Origin of the sequence: Dasania marina DSM 21967 (genome assembly GCF_000373485.1) — a bacterium.
In the GTDB taxonomy this organism is placed as follows: domain Bacteria; phylum Pseudomonadota; class Gammaproteobacteria; order Pseudomonadales; family Dasaniaceae; genus Dasania; species Dasania marina.
This window is the reverse complement of record NZ_KB891576.1, coordinates 213936-234260: the sequence shown is the minus strand read 5'-3', so window position 1 is coordinate 234260 and position 20325 is coordinate 213936. Positions and strand designations below refer to the sequence as shown.

Sequence of the window (20325 nt, the reverse complement as noted above, 5' to 3'; positions counted from 1 at the left end):
CTAGAGACTAGAGACTAGAGACTACGAACTAGCGACTCTAGAGTTCTAATAGCAACCTAAAACCGATAGCTTCACTGCGCGTAGTGGCATCGGTTTTTTTACGCATGTGACTTTGTAAATATTTCAAACTGCTCTCGTGTGAGCCGCCGGCGGTTAGGCCTTGTAGGCAGCGCTCTTGGTTGTTATCCATTTCGGCGCAATCGGCTAACCATTCGGCGACATTGCCTGCGGTGTCGTATAGGCCGTAGGGGGTGGCGGGGTAGCTGGCTACCGGGGCGGTGGATGAGCTAAACAGCTTGCTCCACTCGCTGTCGCAGCCGCGCCGGCAGTTGGCGCTGCCGGCTTTGGCTTTTTCACCCCACCAGTAGGCGCTGCTGCTATTGGCGCGGTGGCCGTATTCCCATTCCTGTTGTGTGGGCAGGCGGTAGTGTTGGCCGGTTTCTTCGCTTAACCAGTGGCCATAGTCTTTGGCATCTTGCCGATTTACCCCTACCACCGGGCGTCTGCCGCGGCCCCACTGGTAATCATCGGGCAGTTTTTGCCCAGTGGCGGTGGCGAATTTATCGTAATCACTAAAGGTCACTTCAGTGCTGGCTATGGCGATAGCCTGGTCTAATGTCAGTGTATAGGGTTGCTGTCCATCTATTGTGAGTTGCCCTTTGGGTATCACCACCATGGTAGGGGCCGCGCTGCCATCCGATAAAGTGTCTTTAATAATGCTGCCTGCGGCTAAGAGTCGGCGGGTGGGTTTAAGACGTACGCTTTCGGTGAGGCCTTGATTGCTAAGACTAATCCAGAAGTCTTGGCTGTGATAATCAGGGGCGCTGACCTCTATATGATATTTGCCTTGCTCTAGTTTTATGCCGTTTTGATAGGTCGGTTTGATATTGGTTATTTTTACCCGCGCATGTTGCGGCTCGGTTTTTATAGTCAGTGGATATTTTTTGGCGGTGATATATTGGCTGGGTGCTTTGTCGCGCACTATGGCTTCTGCTGCCGCTAGTGGTGCTGGTTCTGCTGTGGGCGGTTGAGGCAGGGTGAGGGGTTGCTCTTGTAGGGTTTGCTGTAAGTTGTCCAAGCGTTGGGCATAGTCATGTAAGGTTTCGGGCTGATAATCGTTTAAATAAATAAAACCCCCCATAATGGTTATGGCTAAAAAGGCGGGTATGTAAAACCAGGCGCGGTTTTTGTTGCTAATAGGTTTGGTAATAATACGGCTGCGAATTTCTGACTCTTTATTTTTTAAAATAAAATCATCAATTTGTTCCAGCTCTTGTTGATCGAGTTGCACTGTTGAGGGGCTAAATTGTTTGCGGCTCATGAGCAGGCGTTGCAGGCTGAGGCTAACCGCCGTGGTGAGCGCAGAAAATAGCGCCTGTACTAAATTGTATACTTGCAGGGTTGAGTGCTGGGTATGCTGGGTATAGTGGGTACGGTTGAGCTTGGGTTGTAGGGCATCCAGTGCGTCAATAATCTCTTTACCGGTTTGGTAACGCGCCGCCGGTTTTTTAGCCAACATACGATTAATAATAGGTTGGAATATTTTTAAGGCCCCCGGCAGTTTCGGTACCGGGCTGGTCATATGTTTAACCGCAACCGCTATGGGGTCGTCACTGCTAAAAGGCGGCTGGCCGGTAAGCATTTCAAAAAACACGACCCCTAAGCTGTATAAATCGGCGCGGCCGTCTATGGTTTTGCCCTGGGCTTGTTCGGGGCTCATATAGTGCGGGGTGCCTAACACCGAGCCTATGTTGGTCATATTCATATCGGTTTTAGTGGATTTGGCTATGCCGAAATCGCACAACACCGATGAGCCATCGTCACGAAATAAAATATTATCGGGTTTAATATCGCGGTGTATAAAGCCCTGCTGGTGGGCGTAATGTAGGGCAGCGGCCATTTCACGTACTATGGTGACAGCCTGCTGTGGGCTTACCCCTTTGCTTTTCAGGGTATCCTGCAAGGGCAGGCCGGGCAGGTAATCCATGGCGATGTAGTTATAGTGTTTGTAGCTACCCACATCGTAAATAGAAATAATATTGGGGTGTGAGAGCTTGCCCACTATTTTGGCTTCGCGATAAAAGCGGCTGCCAAAACTGGGGTCGTTGTTTAAGCTGGGCGACATCACCTTGATGGCCACTTCTCTATCAACACTTTTTTGTACCGCTAAATAAACGGTAGACATGCCTCCCTGGCGTATTTTACGTAATATCCTGTAACCAGGTATTGCCATTCAACTGCTCCTTTGCAATGAGCTGTTGAATGAACAGGGATGACAATGGTCTGAGCAGTAGTCTGATCTGTAGGGCATAGTTACCGGCATGTGCTGTTCTTTTTATAGGTCGTCGGTGGCTGCTAAAAGCGGTACGGGTTGATACATCATTGTAGACCTTGGTGGCGTTTGGCACTATATTTCAAAGGTGCATAGGTCTCACTTTTAAGAAAAGATCTTTTAAATGAATAGCTTATACGGTTTTTAAGCTATATTTTAAATGCTGGAGCCGGCATTCTATAACAACGATAAGAGATCAACGCCCACTATGTTAAAGCTACAACTTAAAGATAAACCCTCGCGTAGCTATTGGTTAGTTGGTGAGCAGCTTAGCGTAGGCAGCGACAGCCGCTGCAATGTGCCCTTACCGGGCTTGGGCATTCAAGCGCTGCATGCGCACATCAGCATGAGTAATGACAGTATTACCTTAACGCCGCAACCCGGTTGTGTTTGCTATGTGAACAATCAGCAGTTGAGCGAGGCCCAAACCTTACAGGAAGGGGATGAAATACGCATAGGCGGCGAGCGTTTGCTCGTTATAGACCCGAAAAAACACAGCGCTAGCGCCGCAGCTTCTAGCAGCCCCAAAGCCGCGGTAAAAAAACCCACGGTATGGACGTTGGTTGCTGAACATCCAAAATTAAAAGATCGGCCTTTTTTGATTACCGATAAAAGCATTTTGGGTCGCTCTAAAGCAGTGAATTTATTTATTCCTTTTAAACACCTATCCCGTAAGCATGCTGAGTTAACGGTGTTGGGTGACACCCTGCATTTAAAAGATTTGGGCTCATCCAATGGCTGCTTTGTTAATGGCGAACGGGTTAGTGAATATACTTTAACCGGCGGCGAAACTGTGAGCTTCGCCTTTTTGGATTTTGTGGTGCATTCACCCGTGGCGGCTAAAACAGACGTGGCTATGGATGTGACCATGGTGCGCTCAGCTATTACCCAAGCCGACATAGAGCGCGTGCAGCGCGAGCGCAAAACCCCCAGCCAATCGTTAGACCTCAGCGAAATTGATCAGCGTCAGCAGCAGATAGAGGCGCAAAGCCAAACCAGCGCAAGCAAAACTTGGCTGTGGGGGGGGGTGGCAATAGTGGCAGTGGCGGTATTGGCCTATGGGCTGTGGCATTACAGCGCATAAGCCGTTACAGTTCGCGCTAAATTATTGATCGCCTTTATTAATTGATGGGAAGAGCCGTGTTTAAAGTTATTGTGATTATTGCTGTTGTCGTGTTGGTGTTTTTGCTCTATAAATTTTTTGCTGGCAACAGCCAGGCTACAGAGCAAAACCTACAATTAGGCAAAGATTTCTTAAGTACTAATGGCCAGGCCGAGGAGGTAGTGACTACGGATTCGGGTTTGCAGTACGTGCTATTACAAGCGGGTAGCGGCACAGTGCATCCTGCCGCCAGCGATAGGGTGAAAGTGCATTACCACGGCACTATGATTAACGGCGTAGTGTTTGATAGCTCGGTAGAGCGTGGTCAAGCTATAGAGTTTGGTTTAAACCAGGTGATTAAAGGCTGGACCGAAGGTTTAAAAACCATGGTGGTAGGTGAAAAGAAACGTTTTTTTATCCCCAGTGACTTGGCCTACGGCAACCGCGGTGCGGGTCAAATTCCACCGGGTTCTACGCTGATTTTTGAAGTAGAGCTGTTAGCTATCAATCCCTAGCTTTTGAATCAACCTGCCGGAGTTCTGTAATGAATAATGTACCGCCCAAGGGCAACCTAGTGACTTTCACCTATGTTATTTATTGCCTGCATTTGTTTAGCGCCATTAGCGGCTTAATGACGCCCGCTTTTATCGTTACCGCCTTTTTAACCGGTTGGCCTTCACTGATTGCGGTGATATTAAACTATGCCAAGCAGGATGAGGTGCAGGATAGTTATTTGGCTTCACATTTTAGCTGGCAAATACGCACTTTTTGGTATGCGCTACTGTGGTTTGCTATCGCTTTTGCCCTATTGTTTACCTTAATAGGCATACCTTTGGGCATCATTATGTTTTGGGTGGTGGGGCTGTGGGTGATGTACAGGTTGATACGCGGCCTGTTGCGTCTGTCCAACGGTCGCGCCATGCCTATGGCGGATACTGATTACTAGTTTAGAAGGCGATTCGGGGCTTAGCTTCAAAATCGTCCAGGCTGGGTGTTGCTACCGCTATTATCACTAGGGCGAAGTCAATAACAGCCGACTAGCTGTAAGGCTACTCGCTAGAGCTTAGCCGTTGTCCTAACTAGGGCGGGTATCCCAAACTGTAGCTAGCGGATATCTTCTATAGTTAGCATTTTCATGGTGTGAATACCCGCACTGTCTGGGTATAAAAATAATTCTATTAGACTGGATATCCACCCATGTTAAATTTATATTGTGTGCTAATGATAACTTTCCCCCTAGGATCACTTTGTGACCAATCAGCCTAGCCCGCAATGCCCAGTCAATGAGCCTAGTTGTCCTATTATCGAAGAGGTGATTACGCTGCGCCATGAAGTTGCGGGTTTACAGCAGCAGGTGCGCACCGACAGCTTAACTGGGCTGTATAACTTTCGCCATTTCACCGCGGTGCTGGAGCAGGAAATGGAGCGCACGCGCCGCAGCCAACAAGCCACGGCCTTGATTATGGTGGACTTGGACCACTTTAAAAAAGTGAACGATAGCTGGGGCCATGAGGTGGGCAACCAGGCCTTGGTGAGCACGGCTCAGATTTTATCCAAAACGACTAGGCAGTTAGACACTTCTTGCCGATATGGCGGCGAAGAGTTTGCCGTGATTTTGCCTTCCATTGATATAGTCACCGCCTTACAGGTAGCTGAGCGTATTAGAGCAACCATAGCGCTCACGCCAGTGATGGTAGCAGGGCAAGATATAGGCCTCACCGCCAGCTTGGGGGTGGCGCTATACGAGACTCAACAAGGCAGCATCAGCGCCCAGCAATTGGTAGAGCGCGCTGACCGCTGCCTGTATCAAGCCAAAGATCAGGGCCGCAACCAAGTGGTTCACGAAGTGCTAGAGCGCAAGCCAGAATTTTCGGTAAGCCTGGAAGAGAAAGCAGCACTATCGGGCATGTTTGGGGAATATAAAGAGTAACAGTCGCTAGTACTGAGATCACAGTCTCTAGTTTTAAAACCTAGAGACTAGAGACTATAAACTAGCGACTGGCCTACAACTTATAACAAGGCTTATACTCTCCGTTAATTTTCATCCTGCCTTGTTTAACAAAATTACTGAGTAAATCGTTTAACGCGTGGATTAGGCTTTTGTCGCCTTGTAGCTGGAAAGGGCCGTGGGCTTTTACCCGCTCTATGCCACAGGCTTTAACGTTACCTGCCACTATGCCAGAAAAGGCGCGTCTTAATTCGGCGGCTAATAAGTGCGGGGGTTGCTCGCGGTCTAGTTTTAAATTACGCATATTGTCGTGGCTGGGGTCGAAGGGCTGTTGCATTTCATGGGGGATGGTTAGCAGCCAGTTATAGGCATAGGACTCATTGGTTAGGCGGCGATGTTTATGTACTTTTTCTATACCTTGGGAGCACTGTATCGCCACTTTTTCGGGGTCGCCAATAATAATTTGATAAAAGCTTTGAGCTTGCTCACCTAGGGTGTCGGCGATAAAGGCATCTAACAGTTTAAAATAGTCGGCACTTTCTTCCGGCGCAGTAAAGATTAACGGCATAGGGATATCACGATTATCCGGGTGCATCAGTAAGCCCAATAAAAACAGCACTTCTTCAGCGGTGCCCGCGCCACCGGGGAACACAATAATGCCGTGGGAGAGGCGCACAAAAGCTTCGAGACGTTTTTCTATATCCGGAAGTACCACTAATTCATTGACCGTAGGGTTGGGTGATTCCGAAGCAATAATACCCGGTTCGGTAATCCCCAAGTAACGGCCATTGCGGATTTGTTGTTTGCCGTGGCCTATAACAGCACCTTTCATAGGGCCTTTCATGGCGCCTACGCCGCAACCGGTGGCTATATCAAAGCCACGCAAACCTAATTGGTAGCCCACATCTTTGGTGTAGTCGTACTCATTGCGCTGTATGGCATGGCCGCCCCAGCACACCATTAAATTAGGGGCACGGTTGGGTTTTACCACCCCGGCATTGCGCAAGATACGAAACACCGCATCGGTAATACCGTCGCCACTGCTAAAGTCGAAGCGGCCACCGCTGGTGATTTTATGGTGGGTGTAGACGATGTCGCGCAATACTGAAAATAAGTGGTCTTGAATGCCGTTAATCATTCTGCCATTAACAAAGGCATGGGCGGGGGCATTTTCTACCACCAGTTTTATGCCTCTGGATTCAGGTATGGCGCGTATACTAAAATCGCTAAAGGCCTTGGTAAGTTTGGTGGCATCATCGTCTTCAGCGCCGGTGTTTAACACGGCTAGTGCACATTGTTTAAAGAGGGCGTGTATTTGGTTGTCGGGGTTGCTAAGGCCGTCAATTTCGCGGTGAGAAAGAAGATTTAAACTGCTATTGGGGCGAATAAAAACGCGTTTGATTTTTTCCATAATAAGCTTAATGCCATCAACGATAAGAAAGAGTGAGGCCGCTTAAAAATAGGTTTATATAAGCGGCACTTATTATTGATAATAGCTGACTATAGGCAAGCTGGTGAGTAAATATTAATAAGTTTAGGTTTAAGGCTTAGTTTTCGTAGCGATCTATAAGCTCTCTTACTAATCCGCTGCGCACGATGTCGTCGCGCTCAAAGCGGTGTACATAAACGCTGTTCAATCCTTGTACACGCTTGATGGCGTCGGCTAGGCCATTCTCGCCCCGTATATCGCTTTGCAGTATATCGCCGTTAATCACTACCTTGCAGTCTTCACCTATGCGGGTTAAAAACATTTTCATTTGTGCTGGAGTAGTATTTTGCGCCTCATCTAAAATAACAAAGGTTTTTTGGTTAAAAGTTTTACCGCGCATATAAGCCAGCGGGGCAGCGACTATGCGGCCATGCCTGAGGCCGTAGTCTACGGCGCCTGCTCCTAAGCGCTCATTGAGTATGTCCCTGAAGGCGTCGATGTAGACGGCAAATTTATCGTCTACGGCACCGGGCAAAAAGCCTAGTTGCTCACCGGCTTCAACCGCAGGACGGGTTAAAATAATACGCTCTATGGTGCCACTTTCTAAGGCGGTTGCAGCTAGGGCGGCGGCGCAATAACTTTTACCCGTGCCTGCAGGGCCAGTACCAAAGGTGAGGCAGTGGTTGTTAATGGCATTGATATAGCGTTTTTGGGCGGGAGTTTTGGCTTGCAGGGGCGTTTTGACGCGCTTTGGGCTGTAAGCGGTTTCCAGATAATGCGCGTTGAGTTCTAAAATTTCTGCACTTTGAGGGTGGTCGCGCCGCGATGCGCGGGTGCGTTTGTGGCCGCGTCTAGTATCGGCCTCGCTGGGGTGAGGGTTGCGTTTCGCATGGTTTCTTTTCGCCATAATGACACTCTCCGTTTGGGTTTAACACTTTGCTACGGGATAGTGGTGGTCACTATTACCCGTAAGAAAATTAAAAAACTGCCAACGTGTACATGTCTTGTTTGCGCGCTTTATTTTTTGTTTTTGTTAGTAAAAAAGCAGCGTAGTAAATACTGTGAGCGGCGAAGCTCACGAATAGCTTGGTGTTGTTTTTGCTAGCATAAAATAGTGTGAATTTTTTATGTTAGCAAAATTACAATGGTATAAAGATAGTAAACGCCGTATTCGTAATGTTTGTTGTTAATGGCAGTTTTTGAAAAACTATCTTTTTAAAAAGTCTTACTGCAAGTTAATGCAGTAGCGCTGGTTTCGTCAAGTAATAATATTAGTTTTTTTATAAACTTTTTTTGACAAAAATCACTAGTTGTTTTCAATTTGTTAATTTTATTTTTGTAAACAGCCTTTTATCCATGTCCCTATTGCTATTATCTCTTGTTGGCAAACGGCGTGGTCCATGGCAAAGCTTTGATACTGGCTGTTAAAGCCTAGGCTTTGCAGATGTTGGTGGGCTTTTTGGCCCAGCTGTTCGGGTACTACGTTATCTTGGCTGCCGTGAAAAATTTGTATAGGCAGGGTTTTGTGTGTCTGGTTAGTGGCTATGCTGTCGGCGGTGGCAAAATAGGTGGAGAGGGCAAGTAGGCCAGCCAAGGGTTGGCCAAAGCTTAGCGCAGCCTCATAACACACGGCGCCGCCCTGTGAGAAGCCCGCCAAAATAATATTGCTGCTAGCTATGCCGCTGTCTATTTCTTGCTGTATCAATACTTGTATCGCTTGCGCGGAGGCCCGTAACTGCTGGCTGTCCACTTTACGATCTATGTTCATTTCTAAAATGTCATACCAAGCGGGCATTACGTGGCCGTTGTTAATAGTCACCGGTATGGAAGGAGCATTGGGGAAGATAAAGCGTATGGCCAACTCATCGGGTAGGTGTAGCTCGGGCACTATGGGCACAAAATCATTGCCGTCGGCACCTAAGCCGTGCAGCCAAATGATGCTGGCTTGGGCGGGTAGGCGAGGTTCGATTTTTATACAGTCTAGTGTGGCAGTCATAGCGTAGATCTTTAGTAGAGGTGATGAATGTGTGCTAATGATAACTGCCCTAGCGCTAGGGTGAAACCACAAATAGTGGTTGGGTAGTGAGTGTGTGTATGGTTTTTGTATATAGGGCTATATACCGCAAGTATTATTTGCTAAGCTCGCCGCTCGTTGTTTAATTGATACGCTATTGTGAACCCTGCAATGTTTTTAAAAGCCTGTGCTTTATCGCTGCTTATACTGCTGGCCTCTTTTGTCAGTGCCGAGCATTATCATGCAGATGCGTCGGTTGAACTGGATTGTGTTATTTGTTTACACTCCGGTACAACGGCAGCGGTGGCCAATGCTGCCGATTATCAATTGGCGGTGTTACTGCCGCAATCCTCACTACAAACCTACCGTTCCTATTTACAGCCTGCCCAGCGCAGTGCTGATGCTATACGCGCACCTCCTCACGCTTGTTAAGCCCTGGTTCTAGTTAAACCACAGCTACACCACAGTTAAAACTTAGTTAAAACAAGTTATGGCCATTGCTCGAGCTATCGTTCTCCGAGCTAGCGCTGGCCGAATACCTATGAGGAAATATCATGCAAAAATCTATTGTGTTGCCAGCTTTGATGCTGTGCGGCGTATACCTACCGTCTTTTGCTTATGCTCTGGAAATGGAGCACGTACTGGTTACCACCCCTATACACAAAACCGATGCGCAAACCGCGTTGCCGGTAACGGTGCTTAAGGGTGAGGCACTGCGCGATAAAGTAGCCAGCAACCTAGGCGAAACCCTAGCCAATATGCCGGGCTTGGCCAACGCCTCTTTTGGCCCCGCAGTGGGCCAACCGGTGATACGCGGCCAGCAGGGCGCTAGAGTTACCGTATTGCAAAACGGCACCGGCAGTGGCGATGCCTCAAATACTAGCGCCGATCATGCGGTGGCGGTAGAGCCAGTGCTGGCAGACTCCATAGAGGTGCTCAGGGGGCCATCAACCCTGTTATTTGGCGGTGGTGCCATAGGCGGCGTAGTGAATGTTATCGATGGCCGTGTGCCCGAATCTGCGCCCGAGCAGCTAAGCGGGGCGCTGGAGTTACGGCACGGCAGTGTCAATGATGAAAATACCGCCGTATTCAAGTTAGAAGGGGGCAACGAGCAAGCTGCCTTTTATGTGAGTGGCGTAACCCGCGAAACTAATAACATCGCCATACCCGGCTATGCGGCGTCAGTACCTGATGAACATGAGCGCGAAAACAAGGGCCAAATGGCCAACTCTGATAGTGAGCTAAGCAGTTTTACTTTTGGCGGCAGCTACTTTTTTGACTTGGGCTATATAGGCTTAGCCGTTAACCGTTTGGACAATGAATATGGCCTGCCGCCGGGTGCGCACGCTGCTCATGAAGACGAACATCTAGGTGCAGAGCAGGAAGAGGCCGGCGAGGAAATTATCCGTCTGGATATGCAACAAACCCGCTACGACCTGCGCGGCGCTATCTTGCCCCATAACCTCTCCGAAGATCACGTTATCGAGAGCGTACGCTGGGCACTGAGCTACAGCGATTATCAGCACGATGAGCTAGAGCAGGACGAGGCCACGGGGATTAGCGAGCGTGGCACCCGATTTAGCAACGAGGCCTGGGAAGGCCGCATAGAGCTGGTACACCGCGAGTTGGCAGGTTTACACGGCGCGCTGGGCATGCAGTTTGTGCAGTCAGACTTCTCGGCCATTGGTGCCGAGGCGTTTATCCCGCAAACGGAGCTTAGCCGCTACGGCCTGTTTATTGTGGAAGACTTTCACCACAACGATGTGGTGTATGAGCTGGGGGCTAGACTAGATAAAGACAGCTTTAAACCTAAGGGTACAATAGCGGAGGAAAGTTATAACAGCCTAAGCCTATCGACCTCTGCTCTGTGGCAAATCGACCAGCAATGGCAGTTGGGTGCTGCGCTTTCTAGCTCGGAACGAGCGCCGGTTACGGAAGAGTTATTCTCTAATGTGGCTGCCAACCTAGGTGATTACATCACTCACGCCGCCTCCGGTGTCATAGAGTTAGGCAATCGTCAGTTGAGCACCGAGCGGGCCAATAACGCCGAGCTATCACTTAGTTACCAAAGCGAGTTAGTCGATGGTTTTATCACCGCCTACTACAACGATTTTAGTGACTACATCTACTTGGCTAATAGCGGCAGCGTGCAAGATGAAACTGATATCTTTGCTTACAGGCAGCAAGATGCCACTTTCACCGGCGTGGAGTTTGAGTTTAGCCTTGCCTTGGGTGAGGCTTTAGCGGGCGAGTTTGACCTCAGCCTGTTTGGTGATGCGATTAAGGGCGAATTAAAAAATGGTGCTGATGTACCGCGCATGCCGCCTTCACGCTTGGGTAGCCGCTTGGATTACAACCGTGGCCCCTTTAATACTTACCTCTCGGTAATCGATGCCGCCAAGCAAAACAAACCCGGCGACTTTGAGTTGAGCACGGCGGGTTATACCCGTTGGGATGCCGGAGCTAGCTACCGTTTTAACGAGGGTGGTGCGCAAGAGTATTTATTATTTGTGAAATTGAAAAATCTAACCGATGAAGAAATACGCGGCAGTGTCAGTTTTTTACGTGACTCTGCGCCAGAAGCGGGGCGCTCGGTGGAGTTTGGTATGCGGGTGAGTTTTTAGTGTAGCGCGTTAACTTATTTGCTAAGCACGTTAGTTCGTGCTGGATTATTTTTCTACATTTTATAAAGGCCTGCCTAGCGTAGGCCTTTTTTATTCGTGACCTAATAAACGAAAGTTCCAATTCTCTACGGTTTGGCTTGCTAGCCTTTGCTGCACCTTGGCCATCCAGCTAACTGATAAACGGCTTTGTTGGCCGAGCTGTTTTAATCCCGCTGGGTTTAACGGATCGCCAAAAAAGCTATCGCAGACTTGTTGCAAGCTCATGGCGTTAGCGGGGCGGTCAATTAATTGTAGCGGTTGCTCTTGGCTCACTAGCCCAGTTTGTATTACCCGATATAACCAACCGCAACGGCTGATGTCTTGCATGCCGGTAGAGAATCCTTCAATCCCCCAGCGTTTATTCAGTTTAAAACAAGGCGAGCGAGGCTGGCTAACTTCTATTATGGCCTCGCCCCACTGGTAGCGATCGCCTAAGTAAACGGTTTGCTCGGTCATGCCAGTGGTGCTTAGGTTTTCGCCCATGCCTGGTGCTTGCCAGATATTAGCGCCAACATATTTTTGTTGCCAATAAGCGTAGTGCTCGGCGGGGTAGTGGTGCAGGGCGCGCTCGGGGCCACCGTGGTGGCGTTGGTCGGCGCTGGCGTCGCCGTGTAAGCCGGTAGTGGTTAGTTGCAGGCTGCCGCTAACAGGCTGTTTATTAATGGCAGTTGCCATACCGTAGAGTTGTTCAACTTGGCCTATGTAAAGGCCATTAAGGTAATGCGGTTGCGTCATAGTGTGTAGTTGCAGTAGCTAATTAGCCTGTGGGTTGGGATGCCTGGGTGAGTTTTTTCGGGTCTAGCAGTTGTTCGAGTTGCTCGCGGCTATAGTCGGTCATTTCTACGGCTACATCAATAACCGGGCGTTTTTCGTGGTAGGCGCGTTTAGCAATGGCGGCACCTAAGTCGTAGCCTATGGTTTTATTTAGCGCGGTAACCAGTATGGGGTTGTTGCTAAGGTTGGCCTGCAAGTGTTCGCTGTTAACGCTAAAGCCACTAATGGCTTGGTCGGCCAAGGCGCGCAGCGCGTTGCTTAATAATTCTATGCTTTGCAATAAATTGTAAGCGATGATCGGCAACATCACATTGAGCTGAAAGTTTCCCGACTGCCCAGCCACAGTAATGGTGCTGTCGTTACCTATTACTTGGGCGCAGGCCATGGCCACAGCTTCGGGGATAACCGGGTTAATTTTGCCGGGCATGATGCTGCTGCCGGGTTGCAACTCTGGCAGGGTAATTTCCGCTAGGCCACTTAATGGGCCGCTGTTCATCCAGCGTAAATCATTGCTGATTTTCATCAGGCTTACCGCCAGTGTTTTTAATTCGCCGCTCATGGCGACTGCGCTATCTTGGCTGCTGATAGCGGCAAAATAATTATCGCTGGTGCTGAAAGGTAAGCCAGTGAGTTGTTGCAGTTGCGCGCATACCTTAGCGCCAAAATCGGCGTGGGTATTAATGCCCGTGCCCACCGCGGTGCCTCCTATAGCTAAGCGCTGTAGGTCGCTGAGGTTGTGATTTATGCGTTCGGTATTGTGTTGCAGCTGCGCTGCCCAGCCGCCTAACTCCTGTTGTAGGGTAATGGGCATGGCATCCATTAGGTGGGTGCGGCCGGTTTTTACCGTGTCGATATAGTGCAGACTTTTCTCGTTAATACAGGTGATCAAATGTTGCAGGCTGGGCAGCAATTGCTCGGCAATAGCCAAGCTGGCACTCACATGTATACAGCTGGGGATAACATCATTAGAGCTTTGCCCGCAATTTACGTGGTCGTTGGGGTGTACTGCTTGCTTTAAGGCGCTGCTAGCCAGTTTGGCTATCACCTCATTGGCGTTCATATTACTGCTAGTGCCCGAGCCTGTTTGAAAAATATCTATCGCAAACGCGTTATCGTAATCCCCCTGCGCTACCGCGCTGGCCGCCTGCTGTATGGCGTTGGCTATGTCGGTATCTAACAGGCCCAGTTCATCATTGGCCGCAGCGCAGGCCTGTTTCATTAAGCCCAGTGCGCGTATAAAACTGCGCGGCAAGGTGAGTGAACTAATGGTGAAATTATCTAGCGCGCGCTGGGTTTGCGCGCCATATAGTGCATCGATAGGTATGCGTACTTCACCCATGCTGTCTTTTTCTATGCGGTAGGTTTTTTTAGTTGTGGCCATGGTGGGCTTTACTCTGTGGTTGTGAGTAATGTAATTGTAGTGGTAACTGTAGCTGGTTTCGGTGGGCTTTGTCTTGTTGCGTTTGGTTTTTGGAGTGGGGGTAGGTTAGGCGATTAGGTTTTCTGTTACGGGGTAAGTGTAGGGGTGGGTATAGATGTAGGCCTAGCGTGTTAGCTAAAGCTAATCGTATCAAAGTGAGGGTTAGCTATTAGGGCTTGCATGGTGCTGATGTCGTTTAAAACGATGAGTTGATGGTCGGAGCCGACTTTTATTTTTATGCATTCTTCTTTTGCGTCGTTGCGTTGGGTGTCGATAGCGGTGGCTGCTATGGGGGCGCCTGATTTAAGGGTGAGTTTGATTGGCAGCTGGTATAGGCAGGCTATTTCTATGTAGTCGTGTTGGTTGCAGTTGATCACTTTTATATGCCTATTTATAAGGGGACTCTGATTATAAGGAGGTTCTGGCCTTGATAATGTTTTAGCGCTGTTTGCCTATAGCCATTAATACTTCCAGTGTGCCTTTTGAGCTTTTCATTGAAAATGGTTTTTTTGTTTCTACTTCAACGAAGCCGTTTTCCTTTAGAACGCGTAATGCGTTGGCTTCCGATAAACCCATGCCAGAATTGTCATCATCTGATAGCCAGTCCCATTGAACAAATATACCATCGGTTTTTAAAAGAGATTTGAGTAGTCCTAATGTCAGATTATAGTCAGGTAGAAAACCACAAACGGAAGATGCAACGATTAAGTCGAATTTCTTTGTTAGATGAGGGTGGCTGTCAATTAACTCTTGAGTTAAAAATCCGGGGATAGTTGAGACGTTGTTTAAATTTTTATTGGCCAGATGCTTTATCATTTCTGATGAGCCATCAAGGGCAATAATATCTTTTACTCTTGGGCTCAATATTTCAGTAAGAGAGCCTGTGCCACAACCAAAATCAAAGATAGATAGGCTGTCGTTAAGCTCGATAATATTAGCCAGTTCCTTAAAAGCCTTGTTGGCATACTCTTGTACTGCGTCGTCAGCATCCCAGCCTTCGGCATATTCGTCCCATTCATTGTTCAATATTTTTTCTCCGTGACTGAGTGATAGTTTAAGTGAGGTGATTTTACTTATTATGTCCGTATATGGAAAATAATGTCTATATGCAAACACGAGAGTGTAAATACTCCCATAAATAATCAATTCTAGTGATTACCCATCTACGGAGCACCCAGATTCCCCTTGGGAGTCGCCGAGCAACGGAGAAAATTAGCGGGGCGAAGCAGCGACGCATGTCTGAGCCTTTTGAAGATTGAGTATCTTCAAAAGGTGAGTTCGGAAGCGACCGCTAATTTTGGATTCAAATACGCCTTAGCGTATTTTCACCCTTCGGGCGCCATGATAAAACTGGCGTCCAAATTCCTCACTAGGCGAAATTTGTGAGTAGCACAGGGCACCCGAATGAAGTAGGGGTGCCGTTTTCTTTGGTTAGCTTTCTTTTGGGCAAGCAAAAGCACATAAGCGTATTTTGCGTTGAACGACCTTTAGGTCGGGCCGTAGGCCGAGCGTAGCGAGTCAAGTAACCCGCCTAGCAGGGCGGAACCCGGCCAGGCAAATTACTGCGATAAACATTAAGAGAAAAAAGCATGGATACCGGCGTTCGCCGGTATGACAAGATTAGGTAGTGGGCATGACAAGATTATGTAGGTGGTAGTTGTAGCTAGGCTGGCGCGTAATTCAGGACGAGACTGTTTGTAACAGCTTGAGGCTGTTACAACCTCTGCGAGGCGCCATGAGTAAAGCTGGCGACAAAACTCCGCCGTAGGCGAAGTTTTTCAAACCCGCTATTGGGTTCGAGCCCCTTATGGGTCAAATTTCAGATATAAAAAAACCACCGGACGGTGGCTGATGGGTTGTCTTATAAGTGGCGGACCGGACGGGACTCGAACCCGCGACCTCCGGCGTGACAGGCCGGCATTCTAACCAGCTGAACTACCGGTCCTTAGAATTTCGCAGTATCCATACAACGAATAAAAAATAATGGCGTCCCCAAGGGGGTTCGAACCCCTGTTACCGCCGTGAAAGGGCGGTGTCCTAGGCCTCTAGACGATGGGGACGCAGAGTGCCTACAGCTATATGCTGAAAACGACGCGAATTATAAGAGGCTGAGCGACTACGTCAACACCTAATGTCATTTAAGGCTAAAAAAAGCGGTAGTTGGTGACTGCTTGAGCAGTGCTGGGTGATTTATTGAACAGTTTGCCGCTTTGCGCTGATCAGTAGGTTTCTGGGGCTGGTGCTGCTGGGGCAAAATTGCAGCAGTTGAGCTTGGTAACCTTGCTGATATAAAAATAAAATGCGATCTAATACTAACCAATATTCCAGTGGCCGTTTAAAAAGCTGCCGCAGCAAGTCTAAGCGCCGCACCTGTTGTAAACGTTGCTCCCCCTTGGCCAAGTAGCGGGGTGCATCTAGGGTTTGCGGCAGGCTAAGTTGGCAGTGCTTGGCGGCCCACTGGCAAAAGTCGTGGAATGTGCCGCTAAAGATTTTTTTGCTAATTGAGGGCAGCGGCTGGTAGCTGTGTTGGCCGCTAAGGGCTTGTTGTAGCTCGTCAAAGGCCAATCGCCACAGTTGCTCTTGGTAGCGTAAGTTGTGTATGCGCTGTCCGCCGGTGACGGTTTCTTCCTGTGCCAGTTGTAGGTCTTGCCGGCTTAGTTGCAGGGCGCTGTTGGCGGCGGCTGGCGACAGCGGTTGGTATATCTCGGCAGCGATCTTGTGGTAGCAGCAGGGCGACAGGGTGATGTGCTGGGCTTGTTGCTGGCAGGCGGTGGTTAGCAGTTGTATGTGCAGCTGGCCGCAGGCGTGTAGGCCTATGTGGTCGTACTGTGGGCCTTGTAGTTGTGTAGGCAAGGCTTGCAGCACGTCCTGGTGGTGAAAGTGCAGGTCGGCTTGGTGTTTGTGGGCCAGCTGTTGGCCGCTGTCGCAGAGCTGGCGGTCAAACTCTAGGCAGTGCACGGTTTGTTGGGTCAAGTTGCTGATGGTACGGCCCAGATGGCCTTTGCCTGCGCACCACTCAATTAAGCTGTTGGGGGAGTCGGGCAGGGCCTGGCTAAATGCTAGTATTTGTGCCAGTTTGCGGCCGGGAATGGCTACGGTTTTAAACGGGCTAATGTCTGCGCTTGTAGCGCTTAGGCTGGGCGGCTCAAAGCAAGCCAGTTGTTGGCAGCTATCGGGCAGGTAGTGGCTAAACCATTGCAGGCGTTGCGCATTGTTTTGGCTGAGTTGCTCTACCTGTTGGTCGCTGAGTGCTAGCAGTGCGGTAAATAATTGCGGGTGTTGCTGTTGCCAAGCTACTTGGCTTTGATAAAACGCACGCGGCTGCCACAGTGCCTGTTGTTGCGTGAGCACGGCATCTAGGGTGTGAAAATGGAGTAAATAATCTTGCTGGCAAAGCATGGGGGGGCGGCTGGTTGTGATAGTGGTGGGCCATTGTAGCAGTGTTCATGTATGAGTGTTCATGCACAGCTGTACTTATGCCGGTAGTAAGTCGTGTTGGTACAAGTTATAGGGAGCTAATAAAAAGGGGGGAAGAGAGCAGGCGCTAAACGCGGAGTTTAGCGCCTAAAGAGGGGTTATTGGTTGGCGGCCAGTAGTTGTTCGTCCTCATCATCTATAAGTTCTAGCTCTGCCTCTAAGTCGGTGTCGGCGACTTCAGGTTTTTGATGTGGATGCGCTTTCACCTGTTCCTTCTGGCGCTGCAGCAATTTGGTCAATTTGCTACTCATTTCGGCTATGGATTTATACAGCTCTTCATTATCGGCTTTGGCACTAAAGTCCTTACCTAAAAAGTGGGTGTTAGCTTCGGCGATTTGACGGTTTTTTTCGACAGTGACGATAACGTCTACGGTCTGTATGTCGGGGAAGTGGTTGTCGATTTTGGAGAGTTTAGAGTTAACGGCTTCGCGAATGCCATCGGTGATTTCTACATGATGGCCAGTAATGGTTATTTGCATAGGTAATGTGACCTTTTTCCGAGAGTTCATATTCAGTGTAGACGATATTTGCAAAAGGGTTTTGATTTAGCTCACAGTTATATGCGCTAATTAGCATTTATTTTAACTGCCCCCCACGCAATAGCTTTGTGTACCTACTATGACGAAAGTTCAACTCTATTATTTTCACGACCCTATGTGCTCCTGGTGCTGGGGTTACCGATCGACTTTGCTGCGGTTAAAAAATAAACTGCCAGCTGACATAGCGTGGCGTGCGGTGCTGGGCGGCCTAGCGGCCGATAGCCAGCAGCCTATGCCGCAGGCCATGCAGCAGATGCTGCAGGCAACGTGGCGAAATATTGAACAGCAGTTAGGTGCTAATTTTAACCATGATTTTTGGCGGCTATGTCAGCCTAGGCGCTCCACCTATCCCGCCTGCCGGGCGGTGCTGGCGGCTGGGCGGCAGCAGGCCGCGGAGGATATGGTGCTGGCAATACAGCAGGCATATTATTTGCGCGCGCTTAACCCTTCGGATGATGAGGTATTAATACAGTTAGCAGGGGAGTTGGACTTAGATAAGGCACAGTTTTCCTGTGAGCTGCATTCAGCGCATATAGAGCAGCAGTTACAAGACGATATAGTTATAGCCAGGTCCTGGCCTATAGCGGGCTTTCCCTCGTTGGTGTTAGTACGTGACGAGGAAAAAATCCCGCTAACTTTGGATTACCAAGATGAAGGCGTTACACTGCGGCATTTGCACGCCCTATTACATCCCTCTCAATAATCCATGGCTGTATACACGTTATGTCCGTATTAATTTTTAAACTCAATGGTGTTAGCGACGAAGAAGCCGATGCCGTGCGGCAGCTATTGGACGATAATGCGCTGGATTTTTATGAGAGCTCAGCAGGGCGCTGGGGAGTGTCTATAGCGGGTTTATGGTTAAAAGATAACTCACAAAAGGCAGAGGCCAGAGCCTTGATAGAGGCCTACCAAATTGAGCGCGTCGCCAGCCTACGGGATGAGCCGGGCCAGCAACCGCTAGCTACCTTACAAGACAGGTTTAAGGCGGCACCAGTGCAAATTAGTGCTATGACGCTGTTGCTGCTAATGGTGTTGTTTGTGTCTATAGCGCCTTTCTTGGGGTGGCTATAGGACTTTTTATAAATAGGCTCACTAGTGACTCATAAACATTAGATGCACGGTGATCGCTGCTTTCGAGACATGACTCCGGTATTGATTGCCGTGACACGCCGTAAATACATCCATGTAGGCTCTGCGCCAGCATCCATGCTGGCGAAGGTCACAACAATCAACACCGAAGTCATGCTTCCATAAATTGTGGGACGGCAGTGAAATAGGCTATAGGCATTTAAGCGCGAAGGTTAAAGGGGCTAGCCGCGATAGAGCTAGATGAAATCGAGCTAAAGCCCCTAAAGACAGCAGGGTTGTTATCCCCTATAATGCGCGCCGATTAACTGGGGTGCTAAACCACCCTTACATTGTACTCCCAGGCTCTGGATTTACGGTCCGGCCCGCTTAAGAGGAAGCCCCATGTCACAGATTGTTGTCTGCGCCTTATATAAATTCGTCACCCTAGAAAATTTCGAAGAACTGCGTGAGCCCTTGCGCGAAATGTTAGTTGCCAACCAGGTTAAAGGCACTTTGTTACTAGCCCAGGAGGGCATTAACGGCACCATCGCCGGCCCGCGCGCCGGTGTTGATGCGGCGCTGGCTTGGCTAAAATCCGATCAGCGTTTAGCCGAGCTAGAAACCAAAGAGTCGTACACCGATAAGCCGCCGTTTTACCGCACTAAAATAAAACTTAAAAAAGAAATCGTCACCATGGGTGTTGAGGGCATAGACCCCAAGCGCGTGGTGGGCACCTATGTGCAGCCTAAAGAGTGGAACGCATTAATTAGCGACCCGGAAGTACTGGTGGTGGATACCCGCAATGATTATGAATATCAGGTGGGTACTTTTGACGGCGCAGTTAATCCCAATACCACCACCTTTAGAGAATTCCCCGAATACGTAAAACAAAACCTAGACCCCGCCAAGCACAAAAAAATCGCCATGTTTTGCACCGGCGGCATACGCTGTGAAAAGTCTACCGCCTATATGAAAGAGCAGGGCTTTGACGAGGTGTATCACCTGCACGGCGGTATTTTAAAATATCTGGAAGAAGTACCCGAACAAGAAACCCTATGGAAAGGCGAGTGCTTTGTGTTTGATGATCGCGTTACGGTTAATCACCAATTAGAAAAAGGCGATTACGACCAATGCCACGCCTGCCGCTTACCAATCACTGATGAGGATAAAGCGTCAGAGCATTACCAAGCTGGCGTTAGCTGCCCTTACTGTTTTGATAAAGTTTCAGAAGAGCAGCGCCAACGTTTTGCCGAACGTGAAAAACAAATTCAATTGGCTAAGCAGCGCGGCGAAGCGCATATGGGTAGCGATGCGGTTGATTCTACCGAGCAGCGTAGGGCGGCTAAGCAGGCTGAGCGTGAGAGGCAGCGGCAGCGGGAGTTGTCGGCTAGTTCCTAGTCGCCAGCTCCTAGCCTGTAGTCGCTAGAGGTTGAATGTTGTGTGGTGCAGATTTGGCTGGATGGTGTGCTTTTTCTAGCGACCAGCGACTAGCCTCTGTAGACTAAGGCCTTTGAAATTTTATACATTTTTTATCGACTCTTTTTAAAGAAACTGAA

19 protein-coding genes and 2 tRNA genes are annotated in these 20325 nt (G+C 49.0%); 9 read left to right on the top strand and 12 right to left on the bottom strand.

Translation table 11 applies throughout. The annotated features are described in order from the left end of the window. Nucleotides 1–37: 37 nt before the first annotated feature. Nucleotides 38–2233 (bottom strand): bifunctional serine/threonine-protein kinase/formylglycine-generating enzyme family protein, encoded by a 2196-nt coding sequence (locus B067_RS0105675; RefSeq protein ID WP_026244446.1) that lies wholly within the window; start codon nucleotides 2231–2233, stop codon nucleotides 38–40. A 307-nt stretch (nucleotides 2234–2540) separates the two neighbouring features. On the opposite strand from B067_RS0105675, the gene B067_RS0105670 reads away from it, so the two are divergent. The 4 genes from B067_RS0105670 to B067_RS0105655 all read left to right on the top strand — a co-directional run bounded on the left by B067_RS0105670 (nucleotide 2541) and on the right by B067_RS0105655 (nucleotide 5364). After that, nucleotides 2541–3416 (top strand): FHA domain-containing protein, encoded by an 876-nt coding sequence (locus B067_RS0105670; protein WP_019529098.1) that lies wholly within the window; start codon nucleotides 2541–2543, stop codon nucleotides 3414–3416. Between the two features lie 56 nt (nucleotides 3417–3472). Further along, nucleotides 3473–3949 (top strand): BamJ family beta-barrel-assembly machinery protein, encoded by a 477-nt coding sequence (locus B067_RS0105665; protein WP_019529097.1) that lies wholly within the window; start codon nucleotides 3473–3475, stop codon nucleotides 3947–3949. Nucleotides 3950–3978: 29 nt separating this feature from the next. Continuing rightward, entirely contained in the window at nucleotides 3979–4380 is a 402-nt protein-coding gene (locus tag B067_RS0105660; RefSeq protein ID WP_019529096.1) for a DUF4870 family protein, read from the top strand. 303 nt (nucleotides 4381–4683) lie between these two features. After that, entirely contained in the window at nucleotides 4684–5364 is a 681-nt protein-coding gene (locus B067_RS0105655; protein ID WP_019529095.1) for a GGDEF domain-containing protein, read from the top strand. A 73-nt stretch (nucleotides 5365–5437) separates the two neighbouring features. On the opposite strand, the gene ppnN is transcribed toward B067_RS0105655, so the two are convergent. From ppnN to B067_RS0105640, 3 genes are all read right to left on the bottom strand, one after another. After that, nucleotides 5438–6793 carry a nucleotide 5'-monophosphate nucleosidase PpnN gene (gene ppnN, locus B067_RS0105650; RefSeq protein WP_019529094.1) on the bottom strand — a complete coding sequence of 452 codons (1356 nt, stop codon included), beginning with the start codon at nucleotides 6791–6793 and terminating at the stop codon, nucleotides 5438–5440. A 136-nt stretch (nucleotides 6794–6929) separates the two neighbouring features. Further along, nucleotides 6930–7718, bottom strand: a complete 789-nt coding sequence (locus B067_RS0105645) for a PhoH family protein (RefSeq protein WP_019529093.1) — start codon at nucleotides 7716–7718, stop codon at nucleotides 6930–6932. A gap of 423 nt (nucleotides 7719–8141) precedes the next feature. Next, nucleotides 8142–8807 carry an alpha/beta hydrolase gene (locus tag B067_RS0105640; protein WP_019529092.1) on the bottom strand — a complete coding sequence of 222 codons (666 nt, stop codon included), beginning with the start codon at nucleotides 8805–8807 and terminating at the stop codon, nucleotides 8142–8144. Between the two features lie 177 nt (nucleotides 8808–8984). Here B067_RS0105640 and B067_RS0105635 point away from each other — a divergent pair, with 177 nt between their 5' ends. Beyond that, complete coding sequence (locus B067_RS0105635; RefSeq protein ID WP_169335550.1) at nucleotides 8985–9257, top strand: hypothetical protein; 273 nt, start codon at nucleotides 8985–8987, stop codon at nucleotides 9255–9257. Between the two features lie 122 nt (nucleotides 9258–9379). Beyond that, a complete protein-coding gene (locus B067_RS0105630; protein WP_019529090.1) occupies nucleotides 9380–11449 on the top strand; it encodes a TonB-dependent receptor in 2070 nt (689 codons plus the stop codon). A gap of 90 nt (nucleotides 11450–11539) precedes the next feature. Here the strand turns inward: B067_RS0105630 and B067_RS0105625 are convergent, their stop codons facing one another. The 8 genes from B067_RS0105625 to hpf all read right to left on the bottom strand — a co-directional run bounded on the left by B067_RS0105625 (nucleotide 11540) and on the right by hpf (nucleotide 17638). Then, the gene (locus tag B067_RS0105625) at nucleotides 11540–12223 is read right to left on the bottom strand and encodes an MOSC domain-containing protein (RefSeq protein WP_019529089.1); all 684 of its coding nucleotides are present in this window, start codon (nucleotides 12221–12223) and stop codon (nucleotides 11540–11542) included. A 22-nt stretch (nucleotides 12224–12245) separates the two neighbouring features. Beyond that, nucleotides 12246–13643, bottom strand: a complete 1398-nt coding sequence (locus B067_RS0105620) for a class II fumarate hydratase (protein WP_019529088.1) — start codon at nucleotides 13641–13643, stop codon at nucleotides 12246–12248. Nucleotides 13644–13813: 170 nt separating this feature from the next. Next, nucleotides 13814–14059 (bottom strand): Rho-binding antiterminator, encoded by a 246-nt coding sequence (locus B067_RS0105615; RefSeq protein ID WP_019529087.1) that lies wholly within the window; start codon nucleotides 14057–14059, stop codon nucleotides 13814–13816. A gap of 61 nt (nucleotides 14060–14120) precedes the next feature. Continuing rightward, the gene (locus B067_RS0105610) at nucleotides 14121–14708 is read right to left on the bottom strand and encodes a class I SAM-dependent DNA methyltransferase (protein ID WP_026244445.1); all 588 of its coding nucleotides are present in this window, start codon (nucleotides 14706–14708) and stop codon (nucleotides 14121–14123) included. 842 nt (nucleotides 14709–15550) lie between these two features. Beyond that, nucleotides 15551–15627 (bottom strand) — tRNA-Asp (locus tag B067_RS0105605). Nucleotides 15628–15666: 39 nt separating this feature from the next. Then, nucleotides 15667–15742: transfer RNA gene (locus tag B067_RS0105600), tRNA-Glu, on the bottom strand. Between the two features lie 130 nt (nucleotides 15743–15872). Continuing rightward, entirely contained in the window at nucleotides 15873–17081 is a 1209-nt protein-coding gene (locus B067_RS0105595; RefSeq protein WP_019529085.1) for a methyltransferase, read from the bottom strand. Nucleotides 17082–17257: 176 nt separating this feature from the next. Beyond that, complete coding sequence (gene hpf, locus B067_RS0105590) at nucleotides 17258–17638, bottom strand: ribosome hibernation-promoting factor, HPF/YfiA family (protein ID WP_019529084.1); 381 nt, start codon at nucleotides 17636–17638, stop codon at nucleotides 17258–17260. A gap of 139 nt (nucleotides 17639–17777) precedes the next feature. On the opposite strand from hpf, the gene B067_RS0105585 reads away from it, so the two are divergent. The 3 genes from B067_RS0105585 (at nucleotide 17778) to trhO (ending at nucleotide 20167) form a co-directional block, all read left to right on the top strand. Continuing rightward, a complete protein-coding gene (locus B067_RS0105585) occupies nucleotides 17778–18401 on the top strand; it encodes a DsbA family protein (protein ID WP_026244444.1) in 624 nt (207 codons plus the stop codon). 20 nt (nucleotides 18402–18421) lie between these two features. Then, nucleotides 18422–18772, top strand: a complete 351-nt coding sequence (locus B067_RS0105580) for a DUF6164 family protein (RefSeq protein WP_019529082.1) — start codon at nucleotides 18422–18424, stop codon at nucleotides 18770–18772. A gap of 399 nt (nucleotides 18773–19171) precedes the next feature. Continuing rightward, the gene (trhO, locus tag B067_RS0105575) at nucleotides 19172–20167 is read left to right on the top strand and encodes an oxygen-dependent tRNA uridine(34) hydroxylase TrhO (RefSeq protein WP_019529081.1); all 996 of its coding nucleotides are present in this window, start codon (nucleotides 19172–19174) and stop codon (nucleotides 20165–20167) included. Nucleotides 20168–20325: the final 158 nt, after the last annotated feature.